The 18,288-nt window shown below is 61.6% G+C and carries 18 protein-coding genes; 13 read left to right on the forward strand and 5 right to left on the reverse strand.

What is annotated here, in order from left to right:
* From JWQ61_RS07935 to JWQ61_RS07980, 10 genes are all read left to right on the forward strand, one after another.
* The coding region (locus JWQ61_RS07935) for an ExbD/TolR family protein (RefSeq protein WP_369684888.1) at window positions 1-138 on the forward strand (138 nt) is incomplete at its 5' end.
* Between the two features lie 174 nt (window positions 139-312).
* Window positions 313-1,275 (forward strand): BadF/BadG/BcrA/BcrD ATPase family protein, encoded by a 963-nt coding sequence (locus JWQ61_RS07940; RefSeq protein ID WP_304360048.1) that lies wholly within the window; start codon window positions 313-315, stop codon window positions 1,273-1,275.
* A complete protein-coding gene (locus JWQ61_RS07945; protein WP_304360049.1) occupies window positions 1,269-2,003 on the forward strand; it encodes a GntR family transcriptional regulator in 735 nt (244 codons plus the stop codon). The genes JWQ61_RS07940 and JWQ61_RS07945 overlap by 7 nt, the downstream gene beginning before the upstream one ends.
* Window positions 2,000-3,166 (forward strand): N-acetylglucosamine-6-phosphate deacetylase, encoded by a 1,167-nt coding sequence (gene nagA, locus JWQ61_RS07950; protein ID WP_304360050.1) that lies wholly within the window; start codon window positions 2,000-2,002, stop codon window positions 3,164-3,166. Before JWQ61_RS07945 ends, nagA begins: the two co-directional genes overlap by 4 nt.
* A gap of 7 nt (window positions 3,167-3,173) precedes the next feature.
* Window positions 3,174-4,184, forward strand: coding sequence for an SIS domain-containing protein (locus JWQ61_RS07955; RefSeq protein WP_304360051.1), 1,011 nt, complete (start codon window positions 3,174-3,176; stop codon window positions 4,182-4,184).
* A 36-nt stretch (window positions 4,185-4,220) separates the two neighbouring features.
* Window positions 4,221-5,771 (forward strand): beta-N-acetylhexosaminidase, encoded by a 1,551-nt coding sequence (gene nagZ, locus JWQ61_RS07960; protein WP_304360052.1) that lies wholly within the window; start codon window positions 4,221-4,223, stop codon window positions 5,769-5,771.
* Window position 5,772: 1 nt separating this feature from the next.
* Window positions 5,773-7,074, forward strand: a complete 1,302-nt coding sequence (locus JWQ61_RS07965; protein ID WP_304360053.1) for an MFS transporter — start codon at window positions 5,773-5,775, stop codon at window positions 7,072-7,074.
* Window positions 7,075-7,079: 5 nt separating this feature from the next.
* The gene (locus JWQ61_RS07970) at window positions 7,080-8,000 is read left to right on the forward strand and encodes a glycoside hydrolase family 16 protein (protein ID WP_304360054.1); all 921 of its coding nucleotides are present in this window, start codon (window positions 7,080-7,082) and stop codon (window positions 7,998-8,000) included.
* A 21-nt stretch (window positions 8,001-8,021) separates the two neighbouring features.
* Window positions 8,022-9,200 carry a glycoside hydrolase family 18 protein gene (locus JWQ61_RS07975; RefSeq protein ID WP_304360055.1) on the forward strand — a complete coding sequence of 393 codons (1,179 nt, stop codon included), beginning with the start codon at window positions 8,022-8,024 and terminating at the stop codon, window positions 9,198-9,200.
* 125 nt (window positions 9,201-9,325) lie between these two features.
* A complete protein-coding gene (locus JWQ61_RS07980) occupies window positions 9,326-9,661 on the forward strand; it encodes a hypothetical protein (RefSeq protein ID WP_304360056.1) in 336 nt (111 codons plus the stop codon).
* 114 nt (window positions 9,662-9,775) lie between these two features.
* Here the strand turns inward: JWQ61_RS07980 and JWQ61_RS07985 are convergent, their stop codons facing one another.
* The 4 genes from JWQ61_RS07985 to argA form a co-directional block, all read right to left on the reverse strand.
* On the reverse strand, window positions 9,776-11,047 hold the full coding sequence (locus tag JWQ61_RS07985) for a glycosyl hydrolase family 18 protein (RefSeq protein WP_274377016.1): 1,272 nt from the start codon (window positions 11,045-11,047) through the stop codon (window positions 9,776-9,778).
* Between the two features lie 622 nt (window positions 11,048-11,669).
* Complete coding sequence (locus tag JWQ61_RS07990; protein WP_304360057.1) at window positions 11,670-14,432, reverse strand: pitrilysin family protein; 2,763 nt, start codon at window positions 14,430-14,432, stop codon at window positions 11,670-11,672.
* A 196-nt stretch (window positions 14,433-14,628) separates the two neighbouring features.
* Window positions 14,629-14,901: an oxidative damage protection protein gene (locus JWQ61_RS07995; protein WP_038487255.1), complete on the reverse strand. Its 273-nt coding sequence runs from the start codon at window positions 14,899-14,901 to the stop codon at window positions 14,629-14,631.
* 89 nt (window positions 14,902-14,990) lie between these two features.
* Window positions 14,991-16,301: an amino-acid N-acetyltransferase gene (argA, locus tag JWQ61_RS08000; protein ID WP_041743556.1), complete on the reverse strand. Its 1,311-nt coding sequence runs from the start codon at window positions 16,299-16,301 to the stop codon at window positions 14,991-14,993.
* A 173-nt stretch (window positions 16,302-16,474) separates the two neighbouring features.
* On the opposite strand from argA, the gene JWQ61_RS08005 reads away from it, so the two are divergent.
* On the forward strand, window positions 16,475-16,984 hold the full coding sequence (locus JWQ61_RS08005; RefSeq protein WP_304360058.1) for a hypothetical protein: 510 nt from the start codon (window positions 16,475-16,477) through the stop codon (window positions 16,982-16,984).
* Between the two features lie 18 nt (window positions 16,985-17,002).
* On the opposite strand, the gene JWQ61_RS08010 is transcribed toward JWQ61_RS08005, so the two are convergent.
* Complete coding sequence (locus JWQ61_RS08010; RefSeq protein ID WP_304360059.1) at window positions 17,003-17,350, reverse strand: copper-binding protein; 348 nt, start codon at window positions 17,348-17,350, stop codon at window positions 17,003-17,005.
* Between the two features lie 281 nt (window positions 17,351-17,631).
* Between JWQ61_RS08010 and JWQ61_RS08015 the strand changes: the two genes are divergently transcribed.
* Together JWQ61_RS08015 and JWQ61_RS08020 are read left to right on the forward strand one after the other, a co-directional pair.
* Complete coding sequence (locus tag JWQ61_RS08015) at window positions 17,632-17,910, forward strand: metal/formaldehyde-sensitive transcriptional repressor (protein WP_304360060.1); 279 nt, start codon at window positions 17,632-17,634, stop codon at window positions 17,908-17,910.
* 7 nt (window positions 17,911-17,917) lie between these two features.
* Window positions 17,918-18,288: nickel/cobalt efflux transporter (locus JWQ61_RS08020; RefSeq protein ID WP_304360061.1), on the forward strand; the 371-nt coding region annotated here is incomplete at its 3' end.

Consider the following 18,288-nt stretch of genomic DNA (forward strand, 5'->3'; position numbering starts at 1 on the left):
GGCGGCAATATCGATGAAGTGCACCTGCGGCCGAACAAGCTGGTGGAGTACAAGTCGGTGGCTGCCGTGATGGCGTCGGCGCAGCGGCTGGGCGTCACCAAGATCGGCATCGTCGGCAACGAACAGTTCATGGAGTAGGAAACCGTATCTTTTTAATCAGAAAAGGCCAGGCTGGAGCGTGTTTCCGATGGATTTGCAGATACCACTTAAAGACCGATTGACAGCCGCTTTCTGTCCCCATAAAGTAAATCCAGTTTGTTTCCGCTATTAAGAACAATGCCAGTGGCAGATGAAAGCGATGGATGCAACAACATGATTGAATACCTGATCGGCGTCGATGGCGGTGGAACCGGCACCCGCGTGCGGGTTGTGCGCGCTGCAAGCGATGCGCGCAATGACGGTTCACATGGCGCGGGCGCGTCTGACGGCCCGTCTGCAGGCCCGTTGCTGGCGCTTGGCCACGGCGGTCCATCGGGATTGATGCACGGCGTGGAACAAGCCTGGTCGGCGGTGCTGGAAACGCTCAATGCAGCATTTTCCAGCGCCGGGCTGGTGCGGCCGGCGCTGGAAAAAATGGCCATCGGCCTGGGATTGGCGGGTGTCAACAACAAGCAGTGGGCGGCCGATTTCTCTGCAAAGAATCCGGGTTTCGGCGATGCGGTAGTGGAAACCGACGCCTTCACCACCCTGGTCGGCGCCCATCAGGGACGCCCCGGCGTCATCATCGCCATCGGCACCGGCAGCGTTGGCGAGGTGCTGACGACGGACGGCAAGCGGCGCGAGGTCGGCGGCTGGGGTTTCCCCGCCAGCGATGAAGCAGGCGGCGCCTGGCTCGGCATGCGCGCCGTCACGCACGCCCAGCAGGTGCTGGACGGCCGGGCGCCGGGCAGCGATTTTGCGCGCGCCCTGATCCATTTTTGCGAACGCAGCTGCGCGGCCCAGTTCGATAGCCATCGCGACAGCATGTTCGCCTGGCTGGCCGGCGCCAGCCAGACCAGTTACGCTCAGCTGGCGCCGATCGTGGTGAGCCATGCCGAGCGCGACCCGGCCGCGCGCCAGATCATGCTGGAGGCCGGCCAGGAAGTCGCCAGGATTGCGGCTGCCCTGGATCCTTCGGGGCAGCTGCCGGTCGCACTGTGCGGCGGCCTCGCCGCGCATTTAAGAGAGTACCTGCCCGCACCGTTGCTGGCACTGGTCGTCAAGCCGCATGCAGATGCGGCAGCAGGCGCCCTGCGTTTGATCGATGAAAGATTAAAAGGGAAAAAAACATGCTAGCCCAGATAGAGAAACTCAAGCCGGATGCTGCTAGCGACACGCCTTTATACCTGCAGCTGGTGAACCGGCTTTCAGAACAGATCAACAGCGGCGTCTGGCAACCTGACGAGGCCTTGCCGTCGGAGCGCATCCTGGCCGATTCGCTCGAAATATCGCGGGTCACCGCGCGCAAGGCGATCGACGTATTGTGCGAGCGCGGCATGCTGATCCGCAAGCGCGGTTCCGGCACTTACATCACGCCCAAGCTGGAACAGCCACTGTCGCGCCTGACCAACTTCAGCGAAGAGCTGCGCCAGCGCGGTTTCCGGCCAGGCTCGCAATGGCTGCTGCGCGAAACCGGGATTGCGGTAGCCGAGGAAATCCTGGCGCTGGGCCTGTCGCCCAACACGGTGGTGTCGCGCCTGAAGCGCCTGCGCACAGCCGACGACGTGGTGATGGCGATCGAAACCACCACCATCCCGGCGCACTACCTGCCGGACCCGAAAGCGGTGACGGATTCGCTGTACGTCTACCTGGAGATGCTCGGCGTGGCGCCGGTGCGCGCGCTGCAGCACATCCGCGCCATCAACGCCAGCGCCGACCAGGCCAAGCTGGCCGATATCAAGACCGGCGCCGCGATGCTGCACATCACGCGCGTCGGCTACCTGGAAAACGGCACGGCGATCGAGCTGTCGCATTCCTATTGCCGCAGCGACTACTACGACTTTGTGGCGGAGTTGCGTCGATGACGAGTCAACGCCAGGCGGGCGGCGACTCGGATAATCCAGGCGAGAATTTCAAAGGCGAGCTCAAGGGCAACATATTGACGCCGCAAGGCTGGATCAGCGGCGTCCTGCGGTTCGACGACGGCCATATCACCGCGATTGACGGCGCCGAGGTCGATCCCGACCACAACAGCGATCCTTACATCCTGCCCGGATTCATCGATTTGCATGTGCACGGCGGTGGCGGCAAAGACATCATGGACGGCGGCGACGCGGTCTATGTCATCTCCGCCATCCACGCCCGGCACGGCACCACCAGCATGCTGGCCACCACCATGACTTCGCCGCTGAGCGACCTGGAGCAGGCGCTGGAAGCCTGCGGCCATGCCTGCCGCCAGCGCCGTAGCGGCACGGCGCGGGTGCTCGGCGTGCACCTCGAAGGACCGTATATCAATCCCGGAAAACTTGGCGCCCAGCCTGATTTCGTCCAGGAAGCGACCTTGCAGAAAGTGGCTCGCCTGAGCGCGATGGCGCCGGTGAAACTGATCACCGTTGCGCCTGAAATCGCCGGCCATCTGGACGTAGTGCGCACCCTCAGCGAATCCGGCATGCGGGTGCAGATCGGCCATACCCTGGGCAGCTACGAAGATGGCGTGCAAGCGCTGGAGCATGGCGCGTCCGGCTTCACCCACCTGTTCAACGCCATGACCGGCTTCCAGGCGCGCGCGCCTGGCATGGTCGGCGCGGCGCTGGCGCATGCCCGTTATTCAGAGCTGATTCCCGACCTGCTGCATGTGCATCCGGGTGCAATCAAGACAGCCCTGCGCGCCATCCCCAGGCTGTATTGCGTGACCGATTCGACCGCCGCTACCGGCATGCCGGACGGCGATTACATGCTGGGCCGCCAGCAGGTCCATAAATGCATGGGCGGCGTGCGGCTGGCCGACGGCACCCTGGCCGGCAGCACGCTGACCATGGACCAGGCCCTGCGCAACCTGGTCGGACTCGGGCTGAGCCTGGACGATGCGTCGCACCGGGTATCGACTTATGCCGCCGACCATCTCGGCCTGACGCAGCGCGGCCGTCTGGCGAGCGGCTGCCATGCCGACCTGGTGGTGCTGGACCGGCAACTCAATTTAACCGCTGTATATGTAGAAGGGGAAAGCATTGATCTCACAGAAGTTTAGTTCGCTCATGTTGCAGGAAGCCTGTTCCGCAGCCGAATACGTAGCCTTGCAATTGCAGCGCGACACCGACAGTTATGCGGCGCTCGGCGCCAGACTGCGCAGCGCGCAGCCCGCCAATGTGCTGACTGTCGCCCGCGGCAGTTCCGACCATGCGGCCAACTATTGCGCCTACCTGATCATGGCGCGCCTCGGCCGCATCGTCGCTTCGCTGCCGATGTCGCTGGTTACGCTATACAAGTCACCGCTGCAGACCCGCGATGCGCTGGCCATTGCGATTTCGCAGTCGGGCCAGAGCCCGGACGTGATCGAGCCTATCCGTTATTTCCGCGAGGGCGGCGCCACCACCGTGGCCCTGGTCAACGACGCGGCTTCGCCATTGGCCCACAGCGCGGAATGGAGCTTGCCGCTGCATGCCGGCGCGGAGCTGAGCGTGGCCGCCACCAAGAGTTTCATCACCAGCCTGACGGCGGCAGCACGCCTGGTGGCGCACTGGCAAGGCGATGCAGAATTCCTGGCGCAGATCGAAGCCTTGCCGGCTGCGCTGCAGCTGGCGACTGAAACCGACTGGTCGGCCGCCATCGAAGTCTTGGCGCCAGCCTCGCGCATCATGGTGGTAGGACGCGGCACCAGCTTCCCGGTGGCGCTCGAAGCGGCGCTCAAATTCAAGGAAACTTCAGTGCTGCAGGCCGAAGCATTCAGCGGCGCCGAGATCAAGCACGGCCCGATGGCCTTGATCAGCGAGGGTTATCCCCTGTTGATTTTTGCGACGCGCGGGCCGACCCAGGCCGGCCTGGTCAAGCTGGCCGAAGAAATGCGCGGACGCGGTGCGCGTGTATTGCTGGCAGCGCCGGCCGATGTCAGCGAACGCGACCTGACCTTGCCGCTGGCGCCGACGCCGGACCTGGATCCGATCGTGGCGATCCAGGCTTTCTATGTCATGGCCGCCAACCTGTCCATCGCCCGCGGACTGGATCCGGACCGTCCGCGCCATCTGAGCAAAGTGACCAAGACCAATTAATCGATTGAGATAGCCTCGAACAGATGGAGCAGCAATATGAGTAGCACCGATAGCAAATCCGATCCCCAGGGCAAACTGAGCGCGGCGCGCCGCATCGCCGGGCAGCTGATCATGATCCGCATGCCGGGCACGGTGCTGGACGAGGACACCGCGCAGTTCTTGCGCTACAACCATATCCGTGCGGTCTGCCTGTTCCGCCAGAACATGGTGAACGCCGAGCAGCTGGCCAAGCTGACCGCCGACCTGCGCGCAGTGATGGGACCGAACGCCTTGATAGGCATCGACCAGGAAGGCGGCGCCGTGGTGCGTGCTACCTGGCTGCCGGCGCCGCCGGCGGCGATGGCCCTGGGCGCCGTCGACGACGTGGCGCTGGCGCGATCGGTCGGCGCCGCGGTCGCACGCGGCATCCGGTCGCTCGGATTCAACTGGAATTTTGCGCCGGTGCTGGATCTCAACAACAATCCCGCCAATCCGGTCATCGGCGAACGCTCCTTCGGCTCCGATCCGCAACGCGCCACCGAACTGGCGCTGGCCTGGATGGAGGGCAGCCTGGAGCAGGGTGTGGCTTGCTGCGTCAAACATTTCCCGGGACATGGCGACACCCACGTCGACTCTCATCGCGACCTGCCGACGGTAGCCAAGCCGCGCAGCGCGCTCGATGCGCTGGAGCTGGCGCCGTTCAAGGCGGCACGCCGGGCGCCTGCCATGATGAGCGCCCATATCGTCTACCCGGCGCTGGACCCTGAATATCCGGCGACCCTGTCGCGCAAGATCCTGACCGACCTGCTGCGCAGCGAATGGGATTACCGCGGCGTCATCATTACCGATGGCATGGACATGCACGCGATTGCCGGCCGCTACGGCGTCGGCAATGCGGCCGTGCGAGCCCTGGCCGCCGGCGCCGACATGGTCATGGCGCTGGGCAATCGCAGCACGCAAGAAGAAACCCTGGTGTCCCTGACGATGGCATTGGCTACCGCCGATGAGCATGACGATCTCGGTAATGCCACGGTCGCCGCCCGGCTGGCGCGGCTGGACAGCCTGGCTGCCGCTTATCCCTGTGCGGCCGGTGCTTATCTCACCGAACCCGCCGATGAATTGCTGATGGCCGAAGCCTGGCGCCGCGGCCTGACCGTGGCAGGCCAGCCGCAGCGTCTGGCCGACGGCGCAAAAATCCGCCTGGTCGCTTGCGCCGACGCCGCCGGCGATGGCGTCGCCGAAGCAGGTTTGCCGGCCGAGGCGGTGTCCGCCTTGCTGGCGCGCCGCTACGATGTCGAACTGGTGACTTTCGACGACGAAGACAATTTTGACTGGAGCGCGCTGCCGGCTGACGGCAGGACGGTGATCCTGGCTTCGACCACGCGTTTGCGCTACGGTGAAAAAGCCAGGAATACCTGGCGCCCTGATCTCCACCTGGTGCTGTGGAATCCGTTCCAGATCCTGGATATCGCCGCGCCGGCGCTGGTCACTTACGGTTTTGCCGCGGCGGCGCTGGAGGCAGTCGCCGACTGGCTGGCCGGAACCCTCGAAGCGCGCGGCAGGATGCCGGTGCCGGTAACCGGCAACTTTACCCACGGCGGCGATTGACATGAGCATCCAGGAGAAACCCGAGCACCATCCCGCACTCTGGGTGCCGACGCTGTATTTCGCCGAAGGCCTGCCGTATTTTGTGGTGGCGACCATCGCCGGCCTGATGTACAAGAGCATGGGCATGGCCAACGATAGGATCGCGCTGTGGACCGGCATGCTGGGTTTCGTCTGGGTCTTCAAGCCGCTCTGGAGTCCGTTCCTGGAAGCGGCGCGCAGCAAGAAATCGATCGTGCTGCTGTTCCAGTTCCTGGGCGGCGCCAGCCTCGGGCTGGTGGCGCTGGCGCTGCACCTGCCGGATTATTTCGCGGTCAGCATCGCCTTGCTGGGACTGGTGGCGATTGCTTCGGCCACCCATGACATCGCTGCGGACGGCTTGTATATCGCCAGCCTCAGTTCGACCCAGCAGGCAACCTACGCCGGCTGGCAGGGCGGCTTCTACAATGTCGCGCGATTTTTCTCGCTGGGCGGGCTGGTGGTGCTGGCCGGTTATTTCGAGAAGCGCATGGCGGTGGCGCAAGCCTGGAGCCTGATCTTCGGCATGCTGGGAGTGAGCATGGTGCTGCTGGCGGTCTATCATTTCTGGGCCTTGCCGGCCGGCCGCAATGTGGCCCGTCCGGCGGGCGGCATGCGCGGCGTCTGGCTCACCTTGCGCGACGTGATCATCGATTTTTTCCAGAAACCGGGCATCTGGCTGGCGATCGCCTTCATCATCCTGTTCCGCGCCGGCGAAGGGCAGATCACCACTATCGGCCCGCTGTTCCTGCGCGCTGCGCGATCTGAAGGCGGGCTCGGGCTGGCGACAGCCGAAGTCGGCGCCGTGTACGGCACTCTGGCTACCGTGGCGTTTATTGCGGGCAGCCTGCTGGGCGGCTATTTCACGGCCTGGCGCGGCCTGCGGCGCAGCATGTTTTTCCTGATCCTGGCGATGAACCTGCCGAACCTCGCTTATTTTTTCCTGAGCACCGCCATGCCGAGCAGCCTGGGCGTGATCGGCGCCGCCCTGAGCCTGGAAATGTTCGGCTACGGTTTCGGTTTTGTCGGCCTGATCCTGTTCATCATGCAGGAAGTCGCGGTCGGCAAATACCAGATGGCGCACTACGCGCTCGGCACCGGCATCATGCAGCTTGGCTACGTGCTGTTCAAGATGGTCAGCGGCGTAGTCCAGGGCGCGCTCGGCTACCAGCATTTTTTCCTGTGGGTGCTGGTTTCCGCGATCCCGGTCCTGCTGCTGTCGCGCATAGTGCCGATCGGACGCCATGAGCAGGCCGCCGAGGCGGCAGCACAGCCGGCTGCGGTCTGAACGCGATGAGATACTTTCCTCAACGCCTGCTGGCGCTGATGTCGCTGCTGATGGCGGCCGATGCCATGGCTGCTGCCAGCAGCGGCGCCAGCATTTTTTTCGACGACTTTCATTACGCCGATACCACGGCCCTGGTCGCCGGCGGCTGGAAGATCCGCAACCAGCAAGGCCATCCCGGCATCGAGCACGGGCAATGGGGGCCAGGCACCATCAGCCTGGTCGACGATCCGCAAGCCGGCGGCCAGCGGCTGCTGCGCATGAGCGCACGCACCGACGGTACGGCTGACGGCACTTACCAGGCGCAGCTCTGCCATCAGCGCAAATATTTTGAAGGCACTTACGCCGCACGGATACGCTTTACCGATGCGCCGCTGCAAGGTCCCGGAGGCGACCTGGTGGTCGAGGCTTTTTATACCTCCAGTCCGCTCAAGCACGATTTTGATCCGCAATACAGCGAACTCGACTGGGAATACCTGCCCAACGGCGGCTGGGGCAATCCGCACAGCAGGCTGTACAGCGTGTCCTGGCAAACGGTGCAGATGGAACCCTGGAACGCATTCAACCAGGTGCACGAGGAACAGCGTGCGCTGGGCGGCTGGCATACCGTGCTGATGCAGGTCGGCGGCGGCAAGATCCGCTACTTCCTGGACGGCGTGCAGCTGGATGAACACGGCGGCCGCAATTACCCGGCGCAGCCGATGTCGATCAATTTCAATTTGTGGTTCTCGCCGAGTGGTGTGCTGCCGGATACCAGGGTGGAGCGGCGCTACGAGCAGGACCTGGCCTGGGTAATGCACGCCAAGGACCAGCTGCTGTCGCCGGCGCAGGTCGACGCGGCAGTCGGCGCTTACCGCCGGACTGGCGTGCACCAGGTCGACACGGTCGCAGCGACGGCACCGCCGCTGCCATCCAATTGCGATTTCTAGAATATTGATCAAGCGAGAGACATGATGAAACTGTTGCGACTACCGATGCTGCTTGCAGCGCTGTTGCCTGCCGTGGCCATGGCGGCGCCCTACAAAGTGGTTGCTTACAAGGTGGTTGCTTACTACTTGCCGTCGCAGCAGCGTCAATACTCTGCGGCGGATATAGACGCCAGCAAGATGACCCACCTGAATTATGCCTTCGCGCTGATCAAAGATGGCGAGATCGTCCCCGACCAGTCTTCCGGCACCGACCAGAGCGCGCGTGACTACATCGTGCTGCGCGGCCTGAAAAGCCGCTCTCCCAAGCTGAAGACCCTGATCTCGGTGGGCGGCTGGGCCGGTTCCAAAGAGTTTTCCGATGTGGCGCTGACGCCGCAGTCGCGCCGTAAATTCGCCGACAGCGCCGTCGCCTTCCTGCACAAAAACGGTTTCGACGGCGTCGACATCGACTGGGAATTTCCGGTAGCCGGCGGCGATGCTGCCAACGTCATGCGCCCCGAAGACAAGCAGAACTACACGCTGCTGCTGCAAGCGCTGCGCGAACGCCTCGACAGCGCCGGCAGGAAGGAACACCGCAGCTACCTGCTGACCGCGGCGGTCGGCAATAACAAGGGATTTTTCCAGAATACCGAAATGGCCAAGGTCGCCGCGATCCTCGACTGGGTCAACATTATGACCTACGACTTCAGCGGCTCATGGAGCAAGTTTGCCGGCCACGTCGCGCCCTTGTACAACGACCCGGCGCTGGCGCGGCCCGACGCCAATCCCGAATTCAATGTCAGCAGCACGGTCGAGATGGCTTTGCAGGCCGGCATTCCGGCCGCCAAGCTGGTGCTGGGCATGCCATTCTACGGCTATAGCTGGAAACAGTGCGGCGCGCAGCTGCACGGCCAGCACCAGGACTGCAACGGCAAGGGCCGCGGCGGCGTCGAGCCGGGCGAGCTGGATTTCGCCGACATCAGCGCCACGCTGGTCAACCGCAATGGCTTTACCCGCTATTGGAACGACGCTGCGAAAGTGCCTTACCTGTTCAATCCGGATACCGGCGAATTTGTCAGCTACGACGATGTCGAATCGCTGGACTACAAAATCAGGTACCTGAAACAGAAGGGCCTGGCCGGCGCCATGTTCTGGCAGCTGTCGGCGGACCGCGATGCGGTATTGCTGGACAAGGTGGCGGCGGACCTGCTCAAGCCCTAGCAGCTTGTCTTGTGGGAAAGCGCTGCCGTTGGCAGCTGCCTGGGTGCATAGTAGAATCGCAAGGGCAGGGTGATTGCATCACCTCAAGCCCGACGCGGCCTATCCCCAGAAAGGAATCCAAGACAATGACCGAGAAAAACCAGAACATCAGCCATATGGCGGCGGCAGCACTGTTCAGCGTGACGCTGGCCGGCTGCGCCGCCGATTCAGGTTCGACGCCGGCCGCTGTGCCCGGACCGCAAGGAACGCCGGGTTCGGCGCAAGGCTGCAAGGCGGACAAGCTGGAAGACAGCGCGCTCGTAGGCAAATCCGAGAGCGAAGCAACGGCGCTGCTGGCCGGCTGCCGCTGGCGCATCGGCGAGCGCGACGGCGAGCAGTTCATGGGCACCATGGACTATTGGGAAGACCGGCGCACGCTGGGCATCGCCAACGGCAAGGTAACCTGGGTCAAGCGCGGTTGATGTACGAAAGGCGATGAGCGTAAGCGCCGCCATCGATTGAGGTTGAAAAAAAGCCCCGTTCAGATCTGAACGGGGCTTTTTATTTGACGCCGGCTGGTGCCGGCATTGCCGTGCTTACAGTCCCAGTTTCGAGATGAAGGCGTTGGTGAAGCCCAGTGTGCCTGCCTGGCCATAAGTATTGCAGGTAGGCGAGGCCGAGCCTGGCGCGCAATCGCGGTCGCGATCGAAGGACCAGTAGTGGATGCCGCCCAGGCCATTCTGCTGCGCGAAATTGACCAGCGTAGTGACATCGGCGATAGAGAAAGTCTCATCGGTCGTGTCGTTGCCGCCAATCATCGGCGTCACTTCGATCTGCTTGTACGGCACGCCGTACTGGTTATGCAGTTCGATTGCCGATTGCGCCGCCGAGGCGCCCATGTCGCAGCCGCCGCTGCTGTTAAGCATGCAATTGCCGCCAGCCGAGCTGCCGTAGTCCATCGCCATCAGGTTGATGGTGTAGTTGGTCAAGCCGTAAGCCTGGATCGCCTGCATCACTTGCACGCCGTAGTAACCGAGGCTAGGCGTTACATGGCCGCCCAGCGTCGCCAGCGTGAAGCTGAAACGCAGGTTCGGATAAGTCGCCTGTGCGTTTTTCACGCGCAGCACCAGGTTGTTGATGTCAGCAGTGCTTTGACCGGCTTCAATATCAAAATCTATGCCGACCAGGTTGGCCGAATAATAGGTCTGGATGAATTTCTTGAAGTCCGCATCGTTGCCGCAAGTGAAGGAACCTGCCGCGCCGCCGGTGGAAACAATGTACTTCTTGCCGGCGTTGACGAACGCTTGCACATTGGCTGCCGCGAAGGCCGATGCCGATACGCCGCCCCAGTTTTCGCTACCGCAGGCGCCGGTTGCAAAAGCCCAGGTCAGGGTGGTCAGCTTGGCTGGCATGGCGCTCAGCACGGTCTGCGTGCTGCCGGTGACCGCGGTGCTCATGGCATAGGTGTTCCAGTTCAGGTTGATGTTGCCATCTTTGTATGGACTGAAAACGAAGCCGGCCGGTGTGGTGCCGCCGCCTGGAGGAGGCGGTGGTGGTGGCGGCGGTGGAGGCGGCGGCGTCACGACGCCGCAGGTTTCGACGATGGTCCATGGCTGGCCGGTGCCCGAGCCGCCGTTATTGGTGGAAGGATTGTTCCCTTGGGTCCACCAGTTGGCTTTGTAGTTGACGCCGTTGTAGCTGACCGTGGCGCCGCCGGTATAGGCAGTGCTGGCGACCCAGGCTGGATAACAGGTTACCGTCGACGCTGCTTGCGCGCTCGCTGCTATCAGGGGGCTGGCTTCGGCGCCGGTCATGATGGCGCTGCAGGCCAGGGTAAGCATGAGGCCCTGTATGAGTTTCAGTTTCAATTTTCTCTCCTGAGAAGGTTGGTCGGGCAGCATGGAAAGACCAGCTGCCGGAAGGCACAGACTTTGTTATGCGTTGTGAACCAAAACCGAAGCTGTAAAAAAATCACTGCGAACAATCACTACGAATGCCGCTGAGCCAGATTGCCGGAAGCAGACGACATCTCATCCGCCATCTTCCGTATTTCCATATGGAAATACCGAATTAAGGGCACTTTAAGATCGCAAAAAGTGGCTGTCAATCTGTATCTAACTGGTATTGCATTAATAAATTTGTGGTCTCATTTTGGTGCGCTCCATATGAACCTAAAGTATTGTTTATATTGATTTTTATTAAAATTGTGTGCACTGTTTTTTTGATAAGTGGACTGGTCGCTTTTTTTCGATTTTGGGCGCGAAATATCGGCCTGGCGATAAATCGGCTATCGATATGCGGTTGATGGAAGATGGCGGAAAGGGAACTGAAGCGGAGGGAATCGGAAGATGGCGGGTCAAAAACAACTTCAACGGCAAAAACAACTTCAACGGCAACTTCAAAAGCAACGTCAACACCAAAAGAAAAACCGCTGCCGTACTCGCCATAAAGTCGGCGAGCACGACAGCGGTTTTGTGGAGTTGCTAGCTCTTACTGCTTCGCAGCCACCGCAGCATTTGCCTTAGCTTTTACCTCATCCCGCACAATCACCACGCTAACCCGGGCCGGGTCGATGTATTTGCGGAAGGCTGCGTTGACTTGTTCTACCGTCAGGGCGCTGATCTTGCCTTCTACCTGCTTGCTCCAGGCGAAGGTGCGGTTGATGTCGAGCAGCCTGGCCCAGCCGGCGCTGAGGGCGCTGTCCTGGGCGCGGGCGTTCTGGTTTTCCTGCAGGATGCCGGATTTGGCGCGGGCCAGTTCTTCGGCGCTGAAACCGTCCTTCAGCGCGCGCGCCAGTTCTTCCTTGACGGCCTGGTCGACCTTGCCCAGGTTTTGCGGCGCGGCGATGGCTTGCACCGAGAACCTGGCGGCGCGGCTGACGGAGCTGATGTCCAGCGACGAGCCGATGCCGTAGGACAGGCCTTCCTTCTGGCGCACGCGGTCGATCAGGCGCGATTTCAAGCCGCCGCCGCCGAACAGGTAGTTGGCTACCATCATGGCCGGATAGTCGGCGTCGTCGTCGCGCATGTCGAGGTTCTCGCGTGCTACGTAAAAACCGTTTTCCTTGTCCGGCGAGTTGATGGTTTTCTGCAGCGGCGCCACGTCGAAATTCTGGCGGATCACACGCTGGTAAGGCGCTGCGCTTTTCCAGCTGCCGAATTCTTCCTGGATCACCTTGGTGACGGCAGCGACGTCGAAATCGCCGACGATCGCCAGTTCGCCTTGCGAAGCGCCGTAGAAGTCGTGGTGGAAGGCGCTGACGTCAGCCAGCGGTGTAGCCTGGATCGCAGCGATCTGCTGGTCCACGGTTTGCGCCGCCAGCCAGTGGCCTTGCGGATATTTGTTGAAATGCTGGGCGATGGCTTCGGCCGCCAGCGTGTTGGGCTCGTTGCGCGATGCTTCCAGTTCGACCAGGCTTTCCTTGCGCAGACGTTCGTATTCGGCCGGATCCAGGCGCGGTTGCTTGAGCACGCTGGCGACCAGCTTCAAGGCCGCCGGCAGGTTACTGCGCGTGGTCTGGAACTGGGTCGGGCTGCCGCTGATTTTCAGCTTGGAAAATTCGTCGGACAGCTGTTCGCGCGTCAGTGAAGTGGTGCCGCGCATCAGCATGGCGTTCATCAGTTCAGAGGCCATCTTCTTGCCGAACAAGGTTTTTTCATCGCCCCATTGCAGGTTCAGCTTGACCGTCACGGTTGCGCCGCGTGTCTTTTTCGGCAGCAGCGCGAGCTTCAGGCCGCCCACTTGCGAGCGCTGGGTGCGGGCGTCGATATTGGCTTGCGACGGGTCGAAAGCTTCACCGTCGGCGATTCCCTGCTGTGGCTTGTAATCCTTGAGCAGTTCGGCCGCGCTCGGCGCGGCGGGAACGTCGGCGCGCTGCAGCTGGTCTTCCGGCAGGAACATGCCGACCGTGCGGTTATCGCGCGTGAAGTAATGCGCTGCCGCTGCCGCCACCTGGGCCGAGGTCACCTTGTTGGAACGGTCGCGGCCGAGCAGCAGCGTGCGCCAGTCACCCAGCGCAATTGCGCCGGACATGGCGACTCCGACCTTTTGATGGTCGTTCAGCAGTTCTTCAAAAGCATTGGCATTGGCCAAGCGCACTCGTTCCATTTCTTCTGGAGTAGGCGGGGTTTTTGCAAATTGCTCGACGCCGTCGATCAGGGCTTGCCGCACCGGTTCAATCGGCTCGCCTTTCTTGACCACCGCGGCAATGATTTCCAGGCCGGGTGCATAACCGGTCATCTCGTAGTTGAACACGGCGGTGGCTTTGCCGGTTTCCACCAGCGATTTGTGCAGGCGGCCGTTGGGCGTGTCCGCCAGGATGGTGCCGGCGTACGACATGGCGTCGCTGTCAGGATGCAGTTCGCCCGGGATCTTGTAGGCCACGGCAACAATCTGCACATCGCCCTGGCGCCGTACGGTGACGCTGCGTTCGCCGTCCTGGGTCGGTTCCACGGTCCAGAAATCGCGCATCTTGCGGGTCGGCTTGGGCAGCTTGCCGAAAGCCTGGCTGACCCAGGCCAGGGTCTTGGCCTGGTCGAATTTGCCGGCGATCAGCAGCACCGCGTTGTCGGGCTGGTAGTAAGTGCGATAGAAGGCTTGCAGGTTTTCTATCTTGACGTTTTCGATATCGCTGCGGTTGCCGATGGTCGGCTTGCCGTAGTTGTGCCAGTCGTAAGCTACGCCTTGTATGCGCTTGAACAGGACGCCGTACGGCGAATTCTCGCCCTGTTCGTATTCGTTGCGCACCACCGTCATTTCGCTGTCCAGGTCTTTCCTGGCGATGAACGAATGCAGCATGCGGTCGGCTTCCATGTCGATCGCCCACTTCAGGTTGTCGTCGCCGGCCTGGAAGATTTCATAATAATTGGTGCGGTCGAGATTGGTGGTGCCGTTGAACGACATGCCGCGCTGGCTGAAATCCTTGGGAATCGCAGGGTGGCCGGGGGTGCCCTTGAACATCAAATGTTCCAGCAGATGCGCCATGCCGGTTTCGCCGTAGTTCTCGAAACGCGAACCGACCAGGTAAGTCATGTTGACGGTTACCGTGGGTTTGGATGCATCGGGAAACAGCAGGACCTTGAAGCCATTGGCAAACTGGTATTCGGTGATGCCTTCGGCGGACGGCCCCTGGGTGACGCCGGCCGGGAGTGCGGTTGCGGCTTGTGCGGCGCCGATGAAACCGACGCCGCAGGCGGCGGCCAGCAGGCAGGACAGTAGTCGGCTGGACCAGGAACGTTTACGGAATAGATGCATGAAATTTCCGATCTGTGGATAAATGAATGGACGAAAAAGCGGGCGAAAAAACGCGCATATCCGGCTAAGGATCGGCATTGAATCTGATTTGGGGCTACAGCGCATGGGCCGTGACGGGATGCTACCTCCGGACAAATGAATCTTGCTTATTTTGCCACAGAGGTAGATGGGAAGAGAGATATTCTGAAGCAGCTGCTTATTCGGTCGGCGGCACGTAGCCGGTGGCAGCGTCGGCGCCGTCGCCGAAGAAATGCTTTTCCATCTGCGCCGCCAGGTATTTGCGGGCCCGCACATCGGCCAGGTTCAGGCGGTTTTCATTGACCAGCATGGTCTGGTGCTTGAGCCAGCCGGCCCAGGCTTCTTTCGAAACGCTTTCATAGATGCGTTTGCCCAGTTCGCCCGGATACGGCGGGAAGTCCAGCCCTTCCGCTTCTTTGTCGAGCTTGATGCAATGGATGGTGCGTGCCATGGTTTTTCCTTGTAAATATTGCGAGCCGTGCTGCCACAGGCCCGCTTGTAAGATCAGTTGAATAGGGGATGGTTCGACTGGCGCCGGTTTTATAGGGTCTTGATCAGCACCAGCGATTTCCGTTGCCAGTTGTACATGTGCTGGCGGTCCTTGGGCAGGTCGTCGACCGTGGCGTGGACGAAGCCGCGCCGCAGGAACCAGTGCGAGGTGCGGGTGGTCAGTACGAACAGCTTGGTGAAGCCGGCCGCGCGGGCCCGGCTTTCCATATGCTTGAGGATGCGCTCGCCATCGCCCTGCGCCTGCACTTCCGGATTGACCGTGAGGCAGGCCATTTCCGCCATTTTTTCGGTCGGGAAGGGGTACAAGGCGGCGCAGCCGAAGATCACGCCGTCATGCTCGATCACCGAGAAATAGTGGATTTCGCGTTCGATCAGTTCGCGGCCGCGCTTGACCAGGGTGCCGTCGTTTTCCAGCGGCTCGATCAGTTTCAGGATACCGCCCACGTCTTCAATCGTGGCTTCGCGCAAGCTTTCCAGGTTTTCGTAGGAAATCATGGTGCCCACGCCATCGTGGGTGAACAGTTCCAGCAGGACCGAACCGTCGGTGGCGAACGGCACCACGTGGGCGCGCGGCACGCCGGCGTTACAGGCCTTGATCGCGTGTTGCAGGTAGAAGGCCGAGTCGGCCGGCAGGCAGCCGCTGTCCAGCACCGCTTGCGCCTGGTGCGACGACAGTTCGCGGATTTCGGTCTCGCCGGCGTCTTTCATCAATGGCGTTTCGCTGATGAAAATCAGTTTTTCGGCGCGCAGCGAAATCGCCGCCGCCACCGCCACGTCTTCCATGGTCAGGTTGAACGCTTCGCCGGTCGGCGAGAAACCCAGCGGCGACAGCAGCACCAGGCCGCCGGCGTTGAGGATCGGGTGGATGGTGTCGTAGTCGATCTTGCGCACCACGCCGGTCAGCTGCAGGTCGGCGCCGTCGATCACGCCGAGCGGACGGGCGGTGACAAAGTTGCCAGAAATGATACGGATCGCGGCATGCGCCATCGGCGTGTTGGGCAAGCCCTGGCTGAACGCGGCTTCGATATCCAGGCGCAGTTCGCCGGCGGCTTCCTTGGCGCATTCCAGCGCGGCGATGTCAGTGATCCGCAAGCCGTTGTGGAAGCGCGCTTCTACATTGCGCAGCGCCAGCTGTTCTTCGACCTGGGGTCGGGAGCCGTGCACAATCACCACCTTGATGCCTAGCGCATGCAGCAGCGACAGGTCTTGCGCCAGCACCGGCAAGGCGCCGGCGGTGACCAGTTCGCCCGGGAACGCGACGACAAAGGTCTTGCCGCGGAAGGCGTGGATATAGGGCGCGACCGAGCGCAGCCATTGTACGAATTCGTTGGGATTTTCCATTTCGCACATTATATACAGGATAAATACAGGACATCGCATCGGCTGCAGGGATTCGGCGCTTTGCGCGCAGTTTTATTGCCGGCGTAGCTGCCGGGCGACAAGTTAGCCGAAATTGCGGCTTGACGGCGGCTCTGCAACGCCGGCGGCAATGCGATAATCGGGGTATGACAAATATGATGACAACACCGTCCATTACTGTGGAATTTGAAGCGGCGGATGTGCAACAGCTGCTGCAGCACGCCGAAGCGGCGACCGAACACCTGCCTTGCATGGGCGACCAGTTTGTCGCCAAGTATTACGCCGGCGGCAAGGTGATCACCAAGAACGACTGGCCCGACGTCAGCCAGATCGATATCGCGAAGATCCCGCCGGCGCTGTTCCTGGTCAACGACTCCTTCCTGATGAGCAATGGCATCGACCCCAAACAGGCCATCGTCTGCGTCTACAAGAACGGCCACGTCGCATCGGAGCAGCAGAACGAGAGCGACGCCTTCGCGCTCGGTTCGGAAGAGTTGCCGACCGTGACCAGGATCTTGCCCAGGGATTTTGCCGGCATAGAGACTGCGCAGAAAATTCGCGTCACCTTCCAGCACGATCCACGCAAGGGACCGCAGGTCTCATTGGAGGTGATCCAGCAAAACGGCGAAGCGGGGGAAGCCCGGATAGTCAATCGCCGTCCTTGAGGACGGCGATTCCGGGGATTACTGGCTGGCCAGCTCCAGGCTGACTATGGTCAGCGCGCCTTCGACCTTGTCGATGGCGAACCTGACCTTGTCGCCGGGCTTGAACTGCTCCAGCATGGCCGGGTCGCCAGCCTTGAACAGCATGGTCATGGCCGGCATGCCGAAATTCGGGATTTGTTCGTGCTTGAGGGTGATCTTGCCGGTGCCGGCGTCGACCTTGAGGATTTCTCCGCTCACCATCGGCAGCGCGGCCTGGTCGGCCGGCGTGGTCTGCATTTCGGTGGCGTCGCTGGCGGCGGCCATGCCGGTCAGGGGCAGGCCCACGATCAATGTGGTGAGAATGACGATTATCTGCAGGTATTGCATGGTCAGGGTCCTTTAAACTGCGTGATGCGATATCGCACTAGGATGGCATAGGGCTTTCCGGGAATGATTAATGGCATATGCGGGCGACCGGGCGCTTATCAAGCGTCGCCCTGAGCTATCGATACTCCGGTATGCGGGGCCAAAAGTACCGGCTTTTTACAGCTCGTTACGAAATGCCAAAATGCTATTTTTGGGAAATATTCCGCTTGTAACCTGCCGGAGCTGTACAGTTATTCTTCTTCCATATAGTATACCCCCCTATATTATATAAAGAGGCAGCCATGGGCCACACCGTCAAAGACAAGCAAAAGCTCTTGAACCGGGTGCGCCGCATCCGCGGCCAGGTGGAGGCGATCGAGCGTGCGCTGGAACAGGAAAAGGGCTGCATGGACGTGCTGCAGCAAATCACCAGCTGCCGCGGCGCCATGAACGGCTTGCTGGCAGTCGTGCTGGAAGACCATATCCGCACGCACCTGGTCGACGCCGATCCGGGCAGCCATGAAGGACAGGGCGACGCCAGGGAACAGCTGATAGACGTCGTCAACAGCTACTTCAAGTAGACCTGCCATGACCGAATTTTCCACGCTGCTGCAGCAGGGCGCGTCCAACGCCTGGCTGTTCATCCCCAGCGCAATCCTGCTCGGCGCGCTGCACGGCCTCGAACCCGGCCACTCCAAGACCATGATGGCGGCCTTCATCGTTGCGATCCGCGGCACCATGGGGCAGGCCGTCTTGCTCGGCTTGTCGGCCACGGTTTCCCACACCGCCGTGGTGTGGATCGTGGCCTTGCTCGGTTTGTACCTTGGCCGGCAATGGGATGCCGAAGCCAGTGAACCATACTTCCAGCTTGCGTCGGCGCTGCTGATGATCGGCGTCGCGGCCTGGATGATGTGGCGGACCTGGCGGCATCAGCGCTTTGCCGAAGATCGGCATGATCA

It is taken from the genome of Collimonas fungivorans, from assembly GCF_028292705.1.
Taxonomy (GTDB): Bacteria; Pseudomonadota; Gammaproteobacteria; order Burkholderiales; family Burkholderiaceae_D; genus Collimonas; species Collimonas fungivorans_B.